12 protein-coding genes are annotated in these 14999 nt (G+C 61.5%); 5 read left to right on the top strand and 7 right to left on the bottom strand.

Annotated features, from left to right (window positions below; genetic code table 11):
- Nucleotide 1 precedes the first annotated feature (1 nt).
- The 3 genes from CQ002_RS06495 to CQ002_RS06485 form a co-directional block, all read right to left on the bottom strand.
- On the bottom strand, nt 2-961 hold the full coding sequence (locus tag CQ002_RS06495) for a DUF523 and DUF1722 domain-containing protein (RefSeq protein ID WP_034102036.1): 960 nt from the start codon (nt 959-961) through the stop codon (nt 2-4).
- 111 nt (nt 962-1072) lie between these two features.
- Nucleotides 1073-1288, bottom strand: coding sequence for a TIGR02450 family Trp-rich protein (locus CQ002_RS06490; protein WP_034102037.1), 216 nt, complete (start codon nt 1286-1288; stop codon nt 1073-1075).
- Entirely contained in the window at nt 1285-2271 is a 987-nt protein-coding gene (locus CQ002_RS06485; RefSeq protein WP_105161623.1) for an NAD(P)/FAD-dependent oxidoreductase, read from the bottom strand. Before CQ002_RS06485 ends, CQ002_RS06490 begins: the two co-directional genes overlap by 4 nt.
- Nucleotides 2272-2481: 210 nt before the next feature.
- On the opposite strand from CQ002_RS06485, the gene CQ002_RS06480 reads away from it, so the two are divergent.
- Both CQ002_RS06480 and hemH read left to right on the top strand, forming a co-directional pair.
- Nucleotides 2482-3381, top strand: a complete 900-nt coding sequence (locus tag CQ002_RS06480) for a TIGR01777 family oxidoreductase (RefSeq protein WP_098465754.1) — start codon at nt 2482-2484, stop codon at nt 3379-3381.
- Between the two features lie 14 nt (nt 3382-3395).
- Complete coding sequence (gene hemH / locus CQ002_RS06475) at nt 3396-4421, top strand: ferrochelatase (RefSeq protein WP_105161624.1); 1026 nt, start codon at nt 3396-3398, stop codon at nt 4419-4421.
- Between the two features lie 63 nt (nt 4422-4484).
- Here hemH and CQ002_RS06470 read toward each other — a convergent pair whose 3' ends face one another.
- Nucleotides 4485-6581: a TonB-dependent siderophore receptor gene (locus CQ002_RS06470; protein ID WP_105161625.1), complete on the bottom strand. Its 2097-nt coding sequence runs from the start codon at nt 6579-6581 to the stop codon at nt 4485-4487.
- A 111-nt stretch (nt 6582-6692) separates the two neighbouring features.
- On the bottom strand, nt 6693-7847 hold the full coding sequence (gene algW / locus CQ002_RS06465) for a Do family serine endopeptidase AlgW (protein WP_034102043.1): 1155 nt from the start codon (nt 7845-7847) through the stop codon (nt 6693-6695).
- A gap of 102 nt (nt 7848-7949) precedes the next feature.
- Here algW and CQ002_RS06460 point away from each other — a divergent pair, with 102 nt between their 5' ends.
- The 3 genes from CQ002_RS06460 to cysN all read left to right on the top strand — a co-directional run bounded on the left by CQ002_RS06460 (nt 7950) and on the right by cysN (nt 11790).
- On the top strand, nt 7950-8708 hold the full coding sequence (locus CQ002_RS06460) for a Nif3-like dinuclear metal center hexameric protein (protein ID WP_034102044.1): 759 nt from the start codon (nt 7950-7952) through the stop codon (nt 8706-8708).
- A 256-nt stretch (nt 8709-8964) separates the two neighbouring features.
- Entirely contained in the window at nt 8965-9882 is a 918-nt protein-coding gene (gene cysD / locus CQ002_RS06450; protein ID WP_005784641.1) for a sulfate adenylyltransferase subunit CysD, read from the top strand.
- A gap of 9 nt (nt 9883-9891) precedes the next feature.
- Nucleotides 9892-11790: a sulfate adenylyltransferase subunit CysN gene (gene cysN, locus CQ002_RS06445; RefSeq protein WP_069021576.1), complete on the top strand. Its 1899-nt coding sequence runs from the start codon at nt 9892-9894 to the stop codon at nt 11788-11790.
- Nucleotides 11791-11966: 176 nt separating this feature from the next.
- Here cysN and CQ002_RS06440 read toward each other — a convergent pair whose 3' ends face one another.
- Together CQ002_RS06440 and pta are read right to left on the bottom strand one after the other, a co-directional pair.
- On the bottom strand, nt 11967-12866 hold the full coding sequence (locus CQ002_RS06440) for an acyltransferase (protein ID WP_034102051.1): 900 nt from the start codon (nt 12864-12866) through the stop codon (nt 11967-11969).
- Nucleotides 12867-14966, bottom strand: a complete 2100-nt coding sequence (gene pta / locus CQ002_RS06435) for a phosphate acetyltransferase (RefSeq protein WP_105161627.1) — start codon at nt 14964-14966, stop codon at nt 12867-12869.
- Between the last annotated feature and the right edge of the window lie 33 nt (nt 14967-14999).

Raw genomic sequence — 14999 nt, 5'->3', positions numbered from 1 at the left:
TTTAGATCGCATTTCGCAGGCTGAGGTTTTCCGGGTGCGGTTGCAGGTACGCCTGCTGCGCGATGTAGCGGTCCGGGTGTTGGCGAAAGTGGTGCTTGAGCAGGGTCATCGGCACCACCAACGGCACGATGCCGTGGCGGTACTGGCCGATGACGGTTTGCATTTCCTGCTTGTCGTCGGCGCTGATGGCCTGCTTGAGATAGCCGCTGATGTGCTGCAGCACATTGGTGTGGGTGCCCCGGGTGGCGCACTTGGTCAGCCCGGTCATCAGTTCGCTGAAATAGCCGCTGGCCAATTCTTCCAGGTTGACGCCCTTGGTCATGCTGCCAAGCAGGTGGCCGAGACTTTTGTAGTGCGCAGGGCTGTGAGCCATCAACAAGTATTTGTAGCGCGAATGAAAGGCCAGCAGGCGGTGACGGGTCAGGCCGTCAGCCAACAGTTGCTGCCAACTGGCATACACGAAGACGCGGGTAAGGAAGTTTTCACGCAGCACAGGGTCGTTCAGCCTGCCGTCTTCTTCCACCGGCAAGTTGGGGTGGCGTGCACAAAATGCCTTGGCATAAATGCCGCGTCCGCCACCGTCCACCGGGGTGCCGTTTTCGCGGTACACCTTGACCCGCTCCAGGCCACAGGACGGTGACTTCTGCATGAAGATGTAGCCGCACAGGTCGGTGTGTTCCGCCGCCATCTGCTGGCCGTAGTCGTCCAATGGCTGGGTGACGTTCAATTCGCGGTGCACGGTACCGACGGCTTGCGGGTGGGCAGGGTCGCCCACGAGGCGAATCGGCTCGCGGGGGATGCCCAGGCCGATAGCGACTTCGGGACACAGCGGCACAAAGTCGAAATAATCGGCAAGGGTCTGGCTGCACAGCAGGGATTGTTTATGGCCGCCGTTGAAGCGCACATTCTCGCCCAGCAGGCAGGCGCTGATGGCGATCTTCGGTTTGGTGGTGCTGGACATACACGAACCCTCGCAAGATTCCTGTACAAGGCTCTGATCTTGTACAACTTAACCTCATCATAGGTTTGATGCTGTACAAGTCAAATTATTTGTACAAGTTTTGCGAGCGGGTTATTTCCAGCCGATTTTCCAGGCGTCGATATTTTGCAGGGTTTGCCACGGCAGGCGTTCGCTGCGGCGAGTCATCACAGCTTGCAGTTCGATTTCCAGCACGGTGCCTTCATCGTCAACAAACAGCTCGGTGACCAGGAAGTGCTTTTCCTTGTTGCGGGGGTGTGCTGCTGTCCACTTTGACAGCAGCAATTTGGCGGGGTTGATACGGTTCATTGCAGGTGTTCCATCAAGCGTCGTGCGGCTTCCTGGCCGCTGAGCCACGCACCTTCCACGCGGCCCGACAGGCACCAGTCACCACACACGTACAGGCCCAGGTCGGCGTCGGCCAGCACGCCGAATTCGTGGCTGCTGGACGGTCGCGCATACAGCCAGCGATGTGCAAGGCTGAACGATGGGGCGGGCATAGCGCTGTGCAGCAGTTCGGCGAATGCGCCGTGCAGGTGCTCGATCACCGCCTCCTTGTGCAGGTCCAGGTGCGCCTTGCTCCAAGCGCTCGTGGCATGCAGCACCCAGGTGTCGAGGGTGGTGTCGCGCCCCGGTTTGCTGCGGTTGCGTGCCAGCCAGTCGAGAGGGCTGTCTTGTACAAAGCAGCCTTCCATGGGCGTATCCAGGGGTTTGTCAAAGGCCAGGGCGATCGCCCAGGTCGGGTCCATTTTTACCCCGGCGGCGGCACTCGCCAGCTTGGGCGCTGCAGCCAGTAGCGCAGTGGCCTGGGGCGCCGGGGTGGCGATGATCACATGGCTGAAAGGGCCGTGGTTTTCGCCGTCGGCATCCAGCAGGTTCCAGTGTTGCTTGCCCTGGAACACTTCGGTGATGCGGCAACCGAATTCCACCGGCAGGTCATCGAGCAGGGCGCGGGTGATTGCGCTCATGCGCGGCGTGCCCACCCAGCGGATCTGTTCATCGGGAGACTGCGTGAGCTCGCCGGACTTGAAGTTGTAGAGCTGGGGCTTCCACTGCTCGGCCCAGCCATTGGTTTGCCAGCGCTGCACTTCGTTGACGAAGCGCCGGTCGCGGGCGGTGAAGTATTGTGCGCCCATGTCCAGGGAGCCGGCATCGCTGCGCTTGCTGGACATGCGGCCACCACTGCCGCGGCTTTTATCGAAGAGTTGCACGACGTGCCCCGCGTCTCGTAACGCTCGGGCGGCGGAGAGACCGGCGATGCCGGTGCCGATGATCGCGATGGGAACAGTCATGGGAGGCCTCGTTTTACCGTTGGGTACAGACTACGCCGACACCAATAGCTGTACAATATTGTTTTTTGGTATAAGTTTTGGCTGACCTGTTCTTACGGCGTGACCTATGGTTAGAGCAGAGGCTTAATCCAACGTCACGCCCGTTCAAATTGATCCCTGCTTATAAAATAGACCAGTGATGGGCGGCGAACGTTACATGAGGAAGATCCCATGCACATTTTGCTGACCGGCGGTACTGGCCTGATCGGCCGTCAACTCTGCCAGCACTGGCTCGCCCAGGGCCATCGCCTGACGGTGTGGAGTCGACATCCAGACCAGGTTGCCCGGCGATGCGGCGAGCAGGTGGCAGGTGTTGCCAGCCTGCAAGAGGTTATCGGCCCCGTCGACGCGGTCATTAACCTCGCCGGCGCGCCGATTGCCGACCGTCCGTGGACCCACAAGCGCAAGGCATTGTTGTGGAGCAGCCGCATCAGCCTGACCGAAACCCTGCTGGCATGGCTTGAAACCCTTGCGCAAAAACCAGCGGTGCTCATTTCAGGTTCGGCGGTCGGGTGGTACGGCGACGGTGGCGAGCGTGAGTTGACCGAAGCCAGCGGCCCGGTGCAAGACGATTTCCCCAGCCAGCTGTGCATCGCCTGGGAAGAAACCGCCCAGCGCGCCGAAGCCCTGGGCATTCGCGTGGTGCTGGTGCGTACCGGGCTGGTGCTGGCGGCGCAGGGCGGCTTTTTGTCGCGCCTGCTGCTGCCGTTCAAGCTGGCGCTGGGCGGGCCGATCGGCAATGGTCGGCAGTGGATGCCGTGGGTGCATATCAAGGATCAAATCGCCCTGATTGATTTTCTTCTGCACAAGCCTGACGCCAGCGGTCCTTATAATGCGTGTGCGCCACACCCGGTACGCAATCGCGAGTTTGCGAAAACCCTGGGCCAGGTGCTGCACCGCCCGGCGTTCATGCCGATGCCGGCCTTTGCGTTGAAGGTCGGCCTGGGCGAGTTGTCCGGCCTGCTGCTGGGTGGGCAGAAGGCGGTGCCCGAACGGTTGCTGGCCGCTGGTTTCACTTTCCAGTTCACTGAGTTGCGTGCGGCCCTGGACGACTTGTCCAGCCGCCTCTAGAGATAGGATGTTGCATGACGGATCACGCGTTGTTACTGGTCAACCTGGGCTCACCGGCGTCCACTTCGGTGGCCGATGTGCGCAGCTACCTCAATCAGTTCCTGATGGACCCCTATGTGATCGACCTGCCGTGGCCGGTGCGACGCTTGCTGGTGTCGCTGATCCTGATCAAGCGTCCCGAGCAGTCGGCCCAAGCCTACGCCTCCATCTGGTGGGACGAGGGCTCGCCGCTGGTGGTGCTCAGTCGCCGCCTGCAACAGCAGATGACCGCGCAGTGGACTCAAGGCCCGGTAGAGTTGGCGATGCGCTACGGTGAGCCGTCCATTGAAACGGTGCTGACCCGCCTTGCCGCCCAGGGCATCCGTAAAGTCACCTTGGCGCCGCTTTACCCGCAGTTCGCCGACAGCACCGTGACCACGGTGATTGAGGAGGCAAAGCGTGTGGTGCGCGACAAAAAGCTCGATGTGCAGTTCTCCATCCTGCAACCGTTCTACGACCAGCCAGAATACCTCGATGCTCTGGTAGCAAGCGCGCGGCCTTACGTGGAGCAGGATTACGACCACTTGCTGCTGAGCTTCCACGGTTTGCCTGAGCGGCACCTGACCAAGCTCGATCCCACCGGCCAGCATTGCTTCAAGGATGCCGACTGTTGCAAGAACGCGTCCGCCGAGGTGCTCAAGACCTGCTATCGCGCGCAATGCTTCAGTGTCGCCCGTGACTTCGCCGCGCGCATGGGGTTGCCGGAGGGCAAGTGGTCGGTGGCCTTCCAGTCGCGTCTGGGCCGCGCGAAGTGGATCGAACCCTACACCGAGGCGCGCCTGGAGGCGTTGGCCCAGCAAGGCGTGAAGAAGCTGCTGGTGATGTGCCCGGCGTTTGTCGCCGATTGCATCGAGACGTTGGAAGAAATTGGCGATCGCGGCCTGGAGCAGTTCCGCGAGGCGGGGGGCGAGGAGCTGGTGTTGGTGCCGTGCCTGAATGATGACCCGCAATGGGCGAAGGCGCTCAATACCTTATGTGAAAGAGCGCCAATGGCGCTGTAATTGGACCCGAGTGAAGATCGAACGGTGGGAGCGGGCAAGCCTGCTCCCACCGGTTTTACCGCGTTACAGGTTGAGGGTCAGGCTGACCGTAAGGTTGCGCGGCTCACCGGGGGTGATCCAATAGTTGCTGTAGGAGCGCTCGTAGTACCGCTCATCAAACAGGTTGTTGAGGTTCAGCCCCACGGTGACGTTCTCCGTGGCCTTGTAATGGGCCAGCAGATCGACCGTGTGGTATGCCGGCAACTCGAAACCCGTGCCGGCTTCACCGGAGCGATCACCGACATAGGTGAACGCTGCACCCAGGTCCGAGCCGCGTAACGCGCCGTCCTGGAATTCATACACCCCCAACAGACTGCCGCTGCGCTTGGCGACGCCGAGAATCCGGCTGCCGGTGGGAATGGTTTTATCGCCCTTGGTCACTTCGGCGTCGATGTAGGCAAACGCGCCAATCACCCTCACGGCATCGCTGACTTGCCCGCTCACTTGCAGGTCCAGGCCCTGGCTACGTGCCTTGCCCATGGCGCGGTTGGTATTGGTGGCCGGGTCCAGCGCAAGCACGTTTTCCTTTTCGATATGGAACGCGGCGAGGGTGGCGCTGAGGCGGTCGTCAAACAGCTCGCTCTTGATCCCCACTTCATAGCCCACACCGTCTTCGGGCTTGAAGGATTTGCCCTCGGCATCCAGGCCACTGTTGGGCTTGAACGAAGTAGAGGCGTTGGCGAACACCCCGACTTGCGGCGTGAGCTGATAGAGCAGGCCGGCACGCTGGGTAAAGGCGTCGTGGGTTTGCCGGCTCTTGGCGTGGTTGCGTGTGAAGTCATCGGTGCTCTGATCGAAATGCTCGAAGCGCGCACCGACCATACCGCGCAGGCGGTCGGTGAAGATGATCTGGTCCTGCAGGTTCAGCGCATGGCTTTTGGTCTGTTCGAAGACGTCGGTGCCGGAGCGTTCGCCGTTGGGCTTGGGCTGGCCGTAGACCGGGTTGTAGATGTCGATGGCATAGGGGCTGCCAGCGATAGCGGTCACGCGTTCCTTCTTGCGGTAGTCCTCGTACTCGGTGCCCACCAGCAGTTCATGCTGCCAGCGGCCACTGTCGAACAGCCCCCGGAGCTCCAGCTGGGTGATGCTGTCGTGCCAACCTGTGGAACGTTCACGATAGCGGCGGTTGAGGGTGTGGCCGTTGGCATTCAGTGCACGGTTTTCCGAGGCGTCGCCCCACAGGCTGCCTTGCTTGTAGTGGCTGGCCAGGCGCAGTTTCCAGGCGTCGTTGAGGTGATGCTCAAGGGTGGCCTGGATACGGTTGTTATGGTTGTCGATATCACCGTCGTTGGGTTCCCCGAGGAAGGTGGAGCGTGATACGCCGCTGGCGTCGACGATGCCGCGGTCGAAGGTGGAGCTGTGGCGCACAAATTCGCTTTCCACCAACAGGGTGGTGTCCGGGTCCAGTTGCCAACTGAACGAGGGCGCGACGAATACTCGCTTGCTCTGCACGTGATCGCGGAAGCTGTGGTTGTCTTCCACCGCCAGGTTGACCCGCGACAGCACGTTGCCGTCACTGTCCAGCGGGGTGTTGAGGTCAAGGGCAGTGCGGTAGCGATCCCAGCGGCCCGCGCTGGTTTGCAGGGTGGCAAAGGCTTCTGGCTGGGGCTTCTTGGTGACGATATTCACCGTGCCGCCGGGATCGCCACGGCCGTACAGGCTGGCGGCGGGGCCCTTGAGCACTTCGATGCGTTCGATGTTCGCCGTGTCCGGTGTGCTCGGGTAACCACGGTTGGCGCTGAAGCCATCCTGATAGAACTCCGACGTGGTGAAGCCGCGCACGCTGTATTCGTAGAGGGTGAGGCCACCAAAATTGTTCTGCTTGGACACACCGCCAGCAAACTCGAGGGCGCGTTCCACGTTGGTGCTGCCCAGGTCCTTGAGCACCGTAGCGGGAATCACGCTGATGGACTGTGGGATATCGCGCAGGGCGGTGTCGGTTTTGGTCGCACTGGCGGAACGCGTGGCGCGGTAGCCCATGACCGGGCTGGTGGCGGACTCATAGGCGTCGGTGGTGACGCTGATGGTGTCGAGCTCCAGGGTGTTTTCTTCGGCGAAGGCGGGATCAAGCAGCAAGGCCAAGGCCAGGCCAGCCAAGGGGGCGGTTCTTCGAGACGGCATGATAGAGCGTTCCAATATCGATATTGAAACAATATAACATGACTAATGAGAATGGATTGCTTTGAAATATTGGGTTACAGGTGCCCGCGTACGGGCACCTCGATCAAGCGCTTATTCCTCTTCCTTGACCGGCGCAGGCGGTGGGCGTAGTCCGATTTCCGCCAGCAGCTTGATCTCTTTACCGTTGCGCATGACCTGGATCGCGACCTTGTCGGTCGGTTTGATCCGCGCCACCTGGTTCATCGACTTGCGGCCATCTCCGGCCGGTTCGCCGTTGATGCTGAGGATCACATCCCCCAGTTGCAGGCCGGCTTTCTGTGCTGGGCCGTCGCGGAAGATCCCGGCGACCACGATGCCAGGCCGACCGGTCAAGCCAAAGGACTCGGCCAGCTCCTTGGTCAACGGTTGCACTTCGATCCCCAGCCAGCCGCGAATCACCTGGCCGTGCTCGATGATCGACTTCATCACTTCCATCGCCAGCTTCACCGGGATGGCAAAACCGATACCCTGGGAGCCGCCGGACTTGGAGAAAATCGCCGTGTTGATACCGGTCAGGTTGCCATTGGCATCCACCAGCGCACCGCCGGAGTTGCCCGGGTTGATCGCCGCGTCGGTCTGGATGAAATCCTCGTAGCTGTTGAGGCCCAACTGGTTACGCCCGGTGGCGCTGATGATGCCCATGGTCACGGTCTGCCCTACGCCGAACGGGTTGCCGATGGCCAGTGCCACGTCGCCCACGCGCAAACCGTCGGAGCGGCCGAGGGTGATCGAAGGCAGGCTCTTGAGATCGATCTTAAGGACCGCGAGGTCGGTCTCCGGGTCGCTACCCACCACGCGAGCCAGGGTTTCGCGGCCGTCACGCAGGGCCACCACGATCTGGTCGGCACCGGTGGTCACGTGGTTGTTGGTGAGGATGTAGCCTTCGGGGCTCATGATCACCCCGGATCCGAGGCTGGACTCCATGCGGCGCTGCTTGGGCCCGTTGTCACCGAAGTAGCGGCGAAACTGTGGGTCCTCAAACAGCGGATGGGCCGGTTTGTTGATGACCTTGGTGGTATACAGGTTGACGACCGCCGGGGCGGCAATGGTGACCGCGTCGGCATAGGTCACCGGGCCTTGCACCACCGCGTTGCTCTGCGGTGCCTGCTGCAGGTTGACATCAAGGCTGGGAAGCCCCACCAGCTCGGGGAAACGCTGAATAATCAACATCGCGATCAGCACGCCAGCCAACAATGGCCATCCAAAAAAACGCAGCGCCTTGAGCATCAAGTAAGTCCTGACAGGTTGCAGGGGGCGGGAGAGCGCCCATAATGTCGCGCATTATACGAGGCTGCGAGCGCCTTCGAACGGGATATTTAGGAGTCTTTTATGGCAGTCCCCCTTACCACCCTCGTCGAGGAAGCGGACCGCTACCTCGGCAGCGCAAAAATTGCCGACTATTGCCCCAATGGCCTGCAGGTCGAGGGGCGCCCCCAGGTGATGCGTATCGTCAGCGGCGTGACCGCAAGCCAAGCCCTGCTCGATGCAGCCGTCGAGGCCCAGGCCGACCTGATCCTGGTGCACCATGGCTATTTCTGGAAGGGCGAAAACCCCTGCGTCACCGGCATGAAGCAGCGCCGCCTGAAAACGTTGCTCAAGCACGACATCAGTCTGCTGGCCTACCACCTGCCCCTGGACCTGCACCCCGACGTCGGCAACAACGTGCAGTTGGCCCGTCAACTGGACATCACCGTCGAAGGCCCGCTGGACCCGAGCAACCCGAAAATCGTCGGCCTGGTCGGCTCCCTCGCCGAGCCCCTCTCGCCCCGTGATTTTGCGCGCCGAGTGCAGGAAGTCATGGGCCGCGAACCCCTGCTGATCGAAGGCAGCGAGATGATCCGCCGCGTCGGCTGGTGCACAGGCGGTGGCCAGGGCTATATCGACCAGGCGATTGCCGCGGGCGTCGACCTGTACCTGAGCGGTGAGGCCTCCGAGCAGACCTTTCACAGCGCCCGTGAAAACGACGTCAGCTTCATCGCAGCCGGCCACCATGCCACCGAGCGTTACGGCGTACAGGCGTTGGGGGAGTACCTGGCACGGCGCTTCGCCCTTGAGCATCTGTTTATCGATTGCCCCAACCCGATCTAAGCCAGACAGCTTAACCAATGTGGGCGCTGGCTTGCCTGCGACGGCTCCAACTCGGTGTGGCTGACGTACCGAGTTGTCTGCACCGCAGGCAAGCCAGCTCACACTCATGAACGTGTTTCACTCCCAAACCTCGGGGCATATTCATATACCGTTTCGATCTAGCCCGCGTCCTGAATAGAAGCAGGTGCTGTGCTAGCATGCCCCGCTCGAACACGGCCCGCTGGCCGTCCATAAGATCGTTTTTCCGTGAGTAACCATGGTCGACAAACTGACGCATCTGAAACAGCTGGAGGCGGAAAGCATCCACATCATCCGCGAGGTCGCCGCCGAGTTCGACAACCCGGTGATGCTCTACTCGATCGGTAAAGACTCCGCCGTGATGCTGCACCTGGCACGCAAGGCCTTTTTCCCGGGCAAGCTGCCGTTCCCGGTGATGCACGTCGACACCCGATGGAAATTCCAGGAGATGTACAAGTTCCGCGACAAGATGGTCGAGGAACTGGGCCTGGACCTGATCACCCACGTCAACCCGGACGGCGTGGCGCAGGGCATCAACCCGTTCACCCACGGCAGCGCCAAGCACACCGACATCATGAAGACCGAGGGCCTCAAGCAGGCGCTGGACAAGCATGGTTTCGATGCAGCCTTCGGCGGTGCCCGTCGCGATGAAGAGAAATCCCGCGCCAAAGAGCGCGTGTACTCGTTCCGCGACAGCAAGCACCGCTGGGACCCGAAGAACCAGCGCCCCGAGCTGTGGAACGTCTACAACGGCAACGTCAACAAGGGCGAGTCCATCCGTGTGTTCCCGCTGTCCAACTGGACCGAGCTGGACATCTGGCAGTACATCTACCTGGAAGGCATCCCGATCGTGCCGCTGTACTTCGCCGCCGAACGCGAAGTGATCGAGAAGAACGGCACGTTGATCATGATCGACGACGACCGCATCCTCGAGCACCTCTCCGACGAAGACAAAGCCCGAATCGTCAAAAAGAAAGTACGTTTCCGTACCCTTGGCTGCTACCCGTTGACGGGCGCGGTGGAGTCCGAAGCCGAGACGCTGACGGACATCATTCAGGAAATGCTCCTGACGCGAACTTCCGAGCGCCAGGGCCGTGTCATCGACCACGATGGTGCAGGCTCGATGGAAGATAAAAAACGTCAAGGCTATTTCTAAGGGGCTGTCATGTCGCATCAATCTGATTTGATCAGCGAGGACATCCTCGCCTACCTGGGCCAGCACGAGCGCAAGGAAATGTTGCGCTTCCTGACCTGTGGCAACGTCGACGACGGCAAGAGCACCCTGATCGGGCGCCTGCTGCACGACTCCAAGATGATCTACGAAGATCACCTGGAAGCCATCACCCGCGATTCGAAGAAGTCCGGCACCACCGGTGACGACATCGACCTGGCGTTGCTGGTCGACGGCCTGCAGGCCGAGCGTGAGCAGGGCATCACCATCGATGTTGCCTACCGCTACTTCTCTACCGCCAAGCGCAAATTCATCATCGCCGACACCCCTGGCCATGAGCAGTACACCCGCAACATGGCCACCGGTGCTTCCACCTGTGACCTGGCGATCATCCTGATCGACGCCCGCTACGGCGTGCAGACCCAGACCCGTCGCCACAGCTTCATCGCCTCGTTGCTGGGCATCAAGCACATCGTGGTGGCCGTCAACAAGATGGACATCAACGGCTTCGACCAAAGCGTATTCGAGCAGATCAAGGCCGATTACCTGAAGTTCGCCGACGGTATCGCCTTCAAGCCGAGCACACTGGCCTTCGTGCCGATGTCGGCGCTCAAGGGTGACAACGTGGTGAACAAGAGCGAGCGTTCGCCTTGGTACACCGGGCAATCGCTGATGGAGATTCTCGAGACCGTCGAGATCGCCAACGACCGCAACTACACCGACCTGCGTTTCCCGGTGCAGTACGTCAACCGTCCGAACCTGAACTTCCGTGGTTTTGCCGGCACCCTGGCCAGCGGCATCGTGCACAAGGGCGACGAGGTCGTGGTGCTGCCGTCGGGCAAGAGCAGCCGCGTCAAATCCATCGTCACCTTTGAAGGTGAGCTGGAGCACGCAGGCCCAGGCCAGGCCGTGACCCTGACCATGGAAGACGAGATCGACATCTCCCGTGGCGACTTGCTGGTACATGCCGACAACGTGCCGCAAGTGACTGACGCCTTCGACGCCATGCTGGTGTGGATGGCCGAAGAGCCGATGCTGCCGGGCAAGAAATACGACATCAAGCGCGCCACCAGCTACGTGCCGGGTTCCATCACCAGCATCGTGCATCGCGTGGATGTGAACACCCTGGCCGAAGGCCCGGCGAGTTCGCTGCAGTTGAACGAGATCGGCCGCGTCAAGGTCAGCCTCGATGCTGCCATCGCCCTGGACGGCTATGACAGCAACCGCACCACGGGCGCGTTTATCGTCATCGACCGTTTGACCAACGGCACGGTGGCTGCGGGCATGATCATCGCGCCGCCGGTCAGCCATGGTGGTGCTGCGCAGCACGGCAGCCTCGCTCATGTCGCCACCGAAGAGCGCGCCCTGCGCTTCGGCCAGCAACCGGCCACCGTGTTGTTCAGCGGCCTGTCCGGCGCTGGCAAGAGCACCTTGGCCTACGCGGTCGAGCGCAAGCTGTTCGACATGGGCCGTGCGGTGTTTGTACTCGATGGCCAGAACCTGCGTCACGACCTGAACAAGGGCTTGCCGCAGGACCGCGCCGGTCGTACCGAGAACTGGCGCCGTGCCGCTCACGTGGCGCGCCAGTTCAACGAAGCCGGCCTGCTGACCCTGGCCGCGTTTGTGGCACCGGATGCCGAAGGCCGTGAGCAGGCCAAGGCGCTGATCGGCGGCGACCGTCTGCTGACCGTCTACGTGCAAGCGTCGCCGTTGGTGTGCGCCGAGCGTGATCCGCAAGGCTTGTACGCCGCCGGTGGGGATAACATCCCTGGCGAGTCTTTCCCCTACGACGTGCCATTGAATGCCGATCTGGTGATCGACACCCAGGCCCTGTCGGTGGAAGAGAGCGTCAAGCAAGTGCTGGAACTGTTGCGTCAGCGCGGCGCGATCTAACCCTCGCGGCCACAAAAAAGCCCGCCACCGATGACTCGGTGGCGGGCTTTTTCATGGCGTCTTGAAAACAACTCGGTCAACTGTGGGAGCGGGCTTGCTCGCGAAAGCGGAGTGTCGGTCAATACATGTGTGGCTGACCCACCGTATTCGCGAGCAAGCCCGCTCCCACATGTTGATCACTTATTATCCGGGAAGTCTGTGTGCAGTTTGTCCAGCAGCGCATCCTTGTCTTCCCACAGCTGGTTGATCCAGCCCTGAAACGCCAACCGATACGCCCCATCCTGCTCATAATTCTTGCCAATGAACTCGGCCGGGATCTGCACCTCTTCAAAGTGCACCACCACGTCCTTCACCTTCCCGCACAGCAAGTCCCAATACCCGGGGCGCCCGCCAGGGTAGTGGATGGTCACGTTTACCAGCGACTTCAATTGCTCACCCATGGCATCCAGCACAAACGCGATACCGCCGGCCTTGGGCTTGAGCAGGTAGCGAAACGGCGAGTTCTGCTGGGCGTGCTTGCCCGGTGTGAACCGTGTGCCCTCGGCAAAGTTGAAAATGCCCACCGGGTTGTCGCGAAACTTTGCACATGTCTTGCGGGTGGTTTCCAGGTCTTTGCCTTTCTTCTCCGGGTGTTTTTCAAGGTAGGCCTTGGTGTAGCGCTTCATGAACGGGAAGCCCAGCGCCCACCACGCCAGGCCAATCACGGGCACCCAGATCAACTCTTGCTTGAGGAAGAATTTCAGTGGGCGAATCCGCCGGTTCAGCACGTATTGCAACACCATGATGTCGACCCAGCTCTGGTGGTTGCTGGTCACCAGGTACGAGTGCTGATAGTCCAACCCTTCGAGCCCGGTCAGGTGCCAGCGGGTGCGGCGTACCAGGTTCATCCAGCCCTTGTTGTTGGTTACCCAGGCTTCGTGAGTGTGGTTCATCAGCCATTCGCTGAAACGCTTGGCAAACGGCAGCGCCTTGAACAACGCCACGATAAACAGGAACGAGCACAGCAGGATCGTGTTCAGCGCCAACAGCAGTGAAGCGATCACACCGCGTAGGGCGGCAGGTAGAAAATCCAGCATTTAGATATCTATGGGTCGGTTGGCGGCTTGGATCGCAGTGAGCGCGATGGTGTACACGATGTCATCCACCTGGGCGCCGCGCGGCAGGTCGTTCACCGGTTTGCGCAGGCCCTGGAGCATCGGCCCCAGGCTGACGCAATCGGCGCTGCGCTGCACAGCCTTGTGCGTAGTGTTGCCGGTATTGAGGTCGGGGAACACAAACACCGTGGCCTTGCCAGCGACCTGGCTATTGGGCGCCAACTGCCGGGCCACGTTTTCGTTGGCTGCGGCGTCGTATTGCAGCGGCCCGTCGATCAGCAGCGAGCTTTGCTGTTCGTGGGCGAGCAGGGTGGCTTCGCGGACTTTTTCCACTTCCTCACCGCTGGCCGATTCGCCGCTGGAATAGCTGATCATCGCCACGCGCGGGGTGATGCCGAACGCGGCCGCCGAGTCGGCGCTCTGCAGGGCAATTTCCGCCAGCTCGGCGGCGCTCGGGTGCGGGTTCATCACGCAGTCGCCGTACACCAGCACCTGCTCGGGGAACAGCATGAAGAACACCGACGACACCAGGGTGCAGCCCGGCGCGGTCTTGATCAGCTGCAGGGCAGGGCGGATGGTATTGGCGGTGGAGTGAATGACGCCGGAAACCAGGCCGTCCACTTCATCCAGCGCAAGCATCATGGTGGCGATCACCACGGTGTCTTCCAGTTGCTGCTCGGCCATTGGCGCGTTGAGGCTCTTGCTCTTGCGCAGCGCGACCATCGGTTCGACATAGCGTTGGCGAATCAGGTCGGGGTCGAGAATCTCCAGGCCTTCGGGCAGTTCGATGCCCTGGGCACGCGCGACCGCTTCCACGTCCGCCGGCTTGGCCAGCAGCACGCAACGGGCAATCCCCCGTGCTTGGCAGATGGCGGCGGCTTGCACGGTCAATGGCTCGCTGCCTTCGGGCAGCACGATGCGCTTGTTGGCCGCCTGGGCGCGCTGGATCAGTTGATAGCGGAACACCGCGGGTGACAGGCGCATTTCCCGTGGCGTGCCACAGCGTTGGTGCAGCCAGCGCGCATCGAGGTGACTGGCGACGAAGTCGGTAATGATCTCTGCACGTTCGCGGTCATCAATGGGGATTTCTTTATTGAGGCTATTGAGCTGGTTGGCGGTGTCGTAGGAGCCGGTGCTCACCGACAGCACCGGTAGCCCGGCCTGGAACGCACCGCGGCACAAATCCATGATGCGTGGGTCGGGCAGGGTGTCACTGGTCAGCAACAGGCCGGCCAGGGGGACGCCGTTGATCGCCGCCAGGCTGACCGCAAGAATGATGTCGTCGCGGTCGCCGGGCGTCACCACTAGCACGCCGGGCTTGAGCAGCTCCACGGTGTTGCGCATGGTGCGGGCGCAGATGATGATCTTGGTCATGCGCCGTGTTTCGTAGTCACCGGCGTTGAGGATCTGCGCGCCCATCAGGTCGGCGACGTCGCGGGTGCGCGGCGCATTGAGTTCCGGCTGGTAGGGTATGCAGCCGAGCAAACGGAAATCGCCACTGCGCAACAGCGGCGAATGTTCTTTGAGGCGTGCCGCGAAGGCTTCCATGCTTTCGTCGGTGCGCACCTTGTTAAGGATCACGCCGAGTACCTTGGGGTCTTTTGGGCCGCCAAACAGTTGCGCCTGTAATTCCACGCGGCCCGAGAGTTCGGTGAGCACTTCGTTTTCCGGGGCGGACACCAGGATCACTTCCGCATCCAGGCTCTTGGCCAGGTGCAGGTTGACCCGCGCCGCATAGCTGGCGCTGCGGGTCGGCACCATGCCTTCGACAATCAGCACATCCTTGCCCACGGCGGCCTGCTGATACAGGGTGATGATTTCTTCCAGCAGCTCATCGAGCTGGCCGTCGCCGAGCATGCGCTCGACGTGGGCCAGGCCCAACGGCTGTGGCGGCTTCAGGCCGTGGGTGCGCGCCACCAGCTCGGTGGAACGCTCGGGGCCGGTGTCGCCTGGGTGCGGCTGGGCAATCGGTTTGAAAAAGCCGACTTTCAGCCCGGCCCGCTCAAGGGTACGCACCAGCCCAAGGCTGATGGAGGTCAGACCCACACCAAAATCGGTGGGCGCGATAAAAAAAGTTTGCATGCGAATTCTCTGGAGGTGCATGGCTTGGGTGGC

Source organism: Pseudomonas sp. MYb13 (assembly GCF_002980075.1).
Lineage (GTDB): Bacteria > Pseudomonadota > Gammaproteobacteria > Pseudomonadales > Pseudomonadaceae > Aquipseudomonas > Aquipseudomonas lurida.
Note: the sequence above shows the minus strand (reverse complement) of the source record. Positions and strands in the feature narration are given on the sequence as shown.

Excerpts from the sequence above, each read along its gene's own strand:
- CQ002_RS06495 (WP_034102036.1), bottom strand. The coding sequence starts at position 961 with ATGTCCAGCACCACCAAACCGAAGATCGCCATCAGCGCCTGCCTGCTG.
- CQ002_RS06490 (WP_034102037.1), bottom strand. The coding sequence starts at position 1,288 with ATGAACCGTATCAACCCCGCCAAATTGCTGCTGTCAAAGTGGACAGCA.
- CQ002_RS06485 (WP_105161623.1), bottom strand. The coding sequence starts at position 2,271 with ATGACTGTTCCCATCGCGATCATCGGCACCGGCATCGCCGGTCTCTCC.
- CQ002_RS06480 (WP_098465754.1), top strand. The coding sequence starts at position 2,482 with ATGCACATTTTGCTGACCGGCGGTACTGGCCTGATCGGCCGTCAACTC.
- hemH (WP_105161624.1), top strand. The coding sequence starts at position 3,396 with ATGACGGATCACGCGTTGTTACTGGTCAACCTGGGCTCACCGGCGTCC.
- CQ002_RS06470 (WP_105161625.1), bottom strand. The coding sequence starts at position 6,581 with ATGCCGTCTCGAAGAACCGCCCCCTTGGCTGGCCTGGCCTTGGCCTTG.
- algW (WP_034102043.1), bottom strand. The coding sequence starts at position 7,847 with ATGCTCAAGGCGCTGCGTTTTTTTGGATGGCCATTGTTGGCTGGCGTG.
- CQ002_RS06460 (WP_034102044.1), top strand. The coding sequence starts at position 7,950 with ATGGCAGTCCCCCTTACCACCCTCGTCGAGGAAGCGGACCGCTACCTC.
- cysD (WP_005784641.1), top strand. The coding sequence starts at position 8,965 with ATGGTCGACAAACTGACGCATCTGAAACAGCTGGAGGCGGAAAGCATC.
- cysN (WP_069021576.1), top strand. The coding sequence starts at position 9,892 with ATGTCGCATCAATCTGATTTGATCAGCGAGGACATCCTCGCCTACCTG.
- CQ002_RS06440 (WP_034102051.1), bottom strand. The coding sequence starts at position 12,866 with ATGCTGGATTTTCTACCTGCCGCCCTACGCGGTGTGATCGCTTCACTG.
- pta (WP_105161627.1), bottom strand. The coding sequence starts at position 14,966 with ATGCAAACTTTTTTTATCGCGCCCACCGATTTTGGTGTGGGTCTGACC.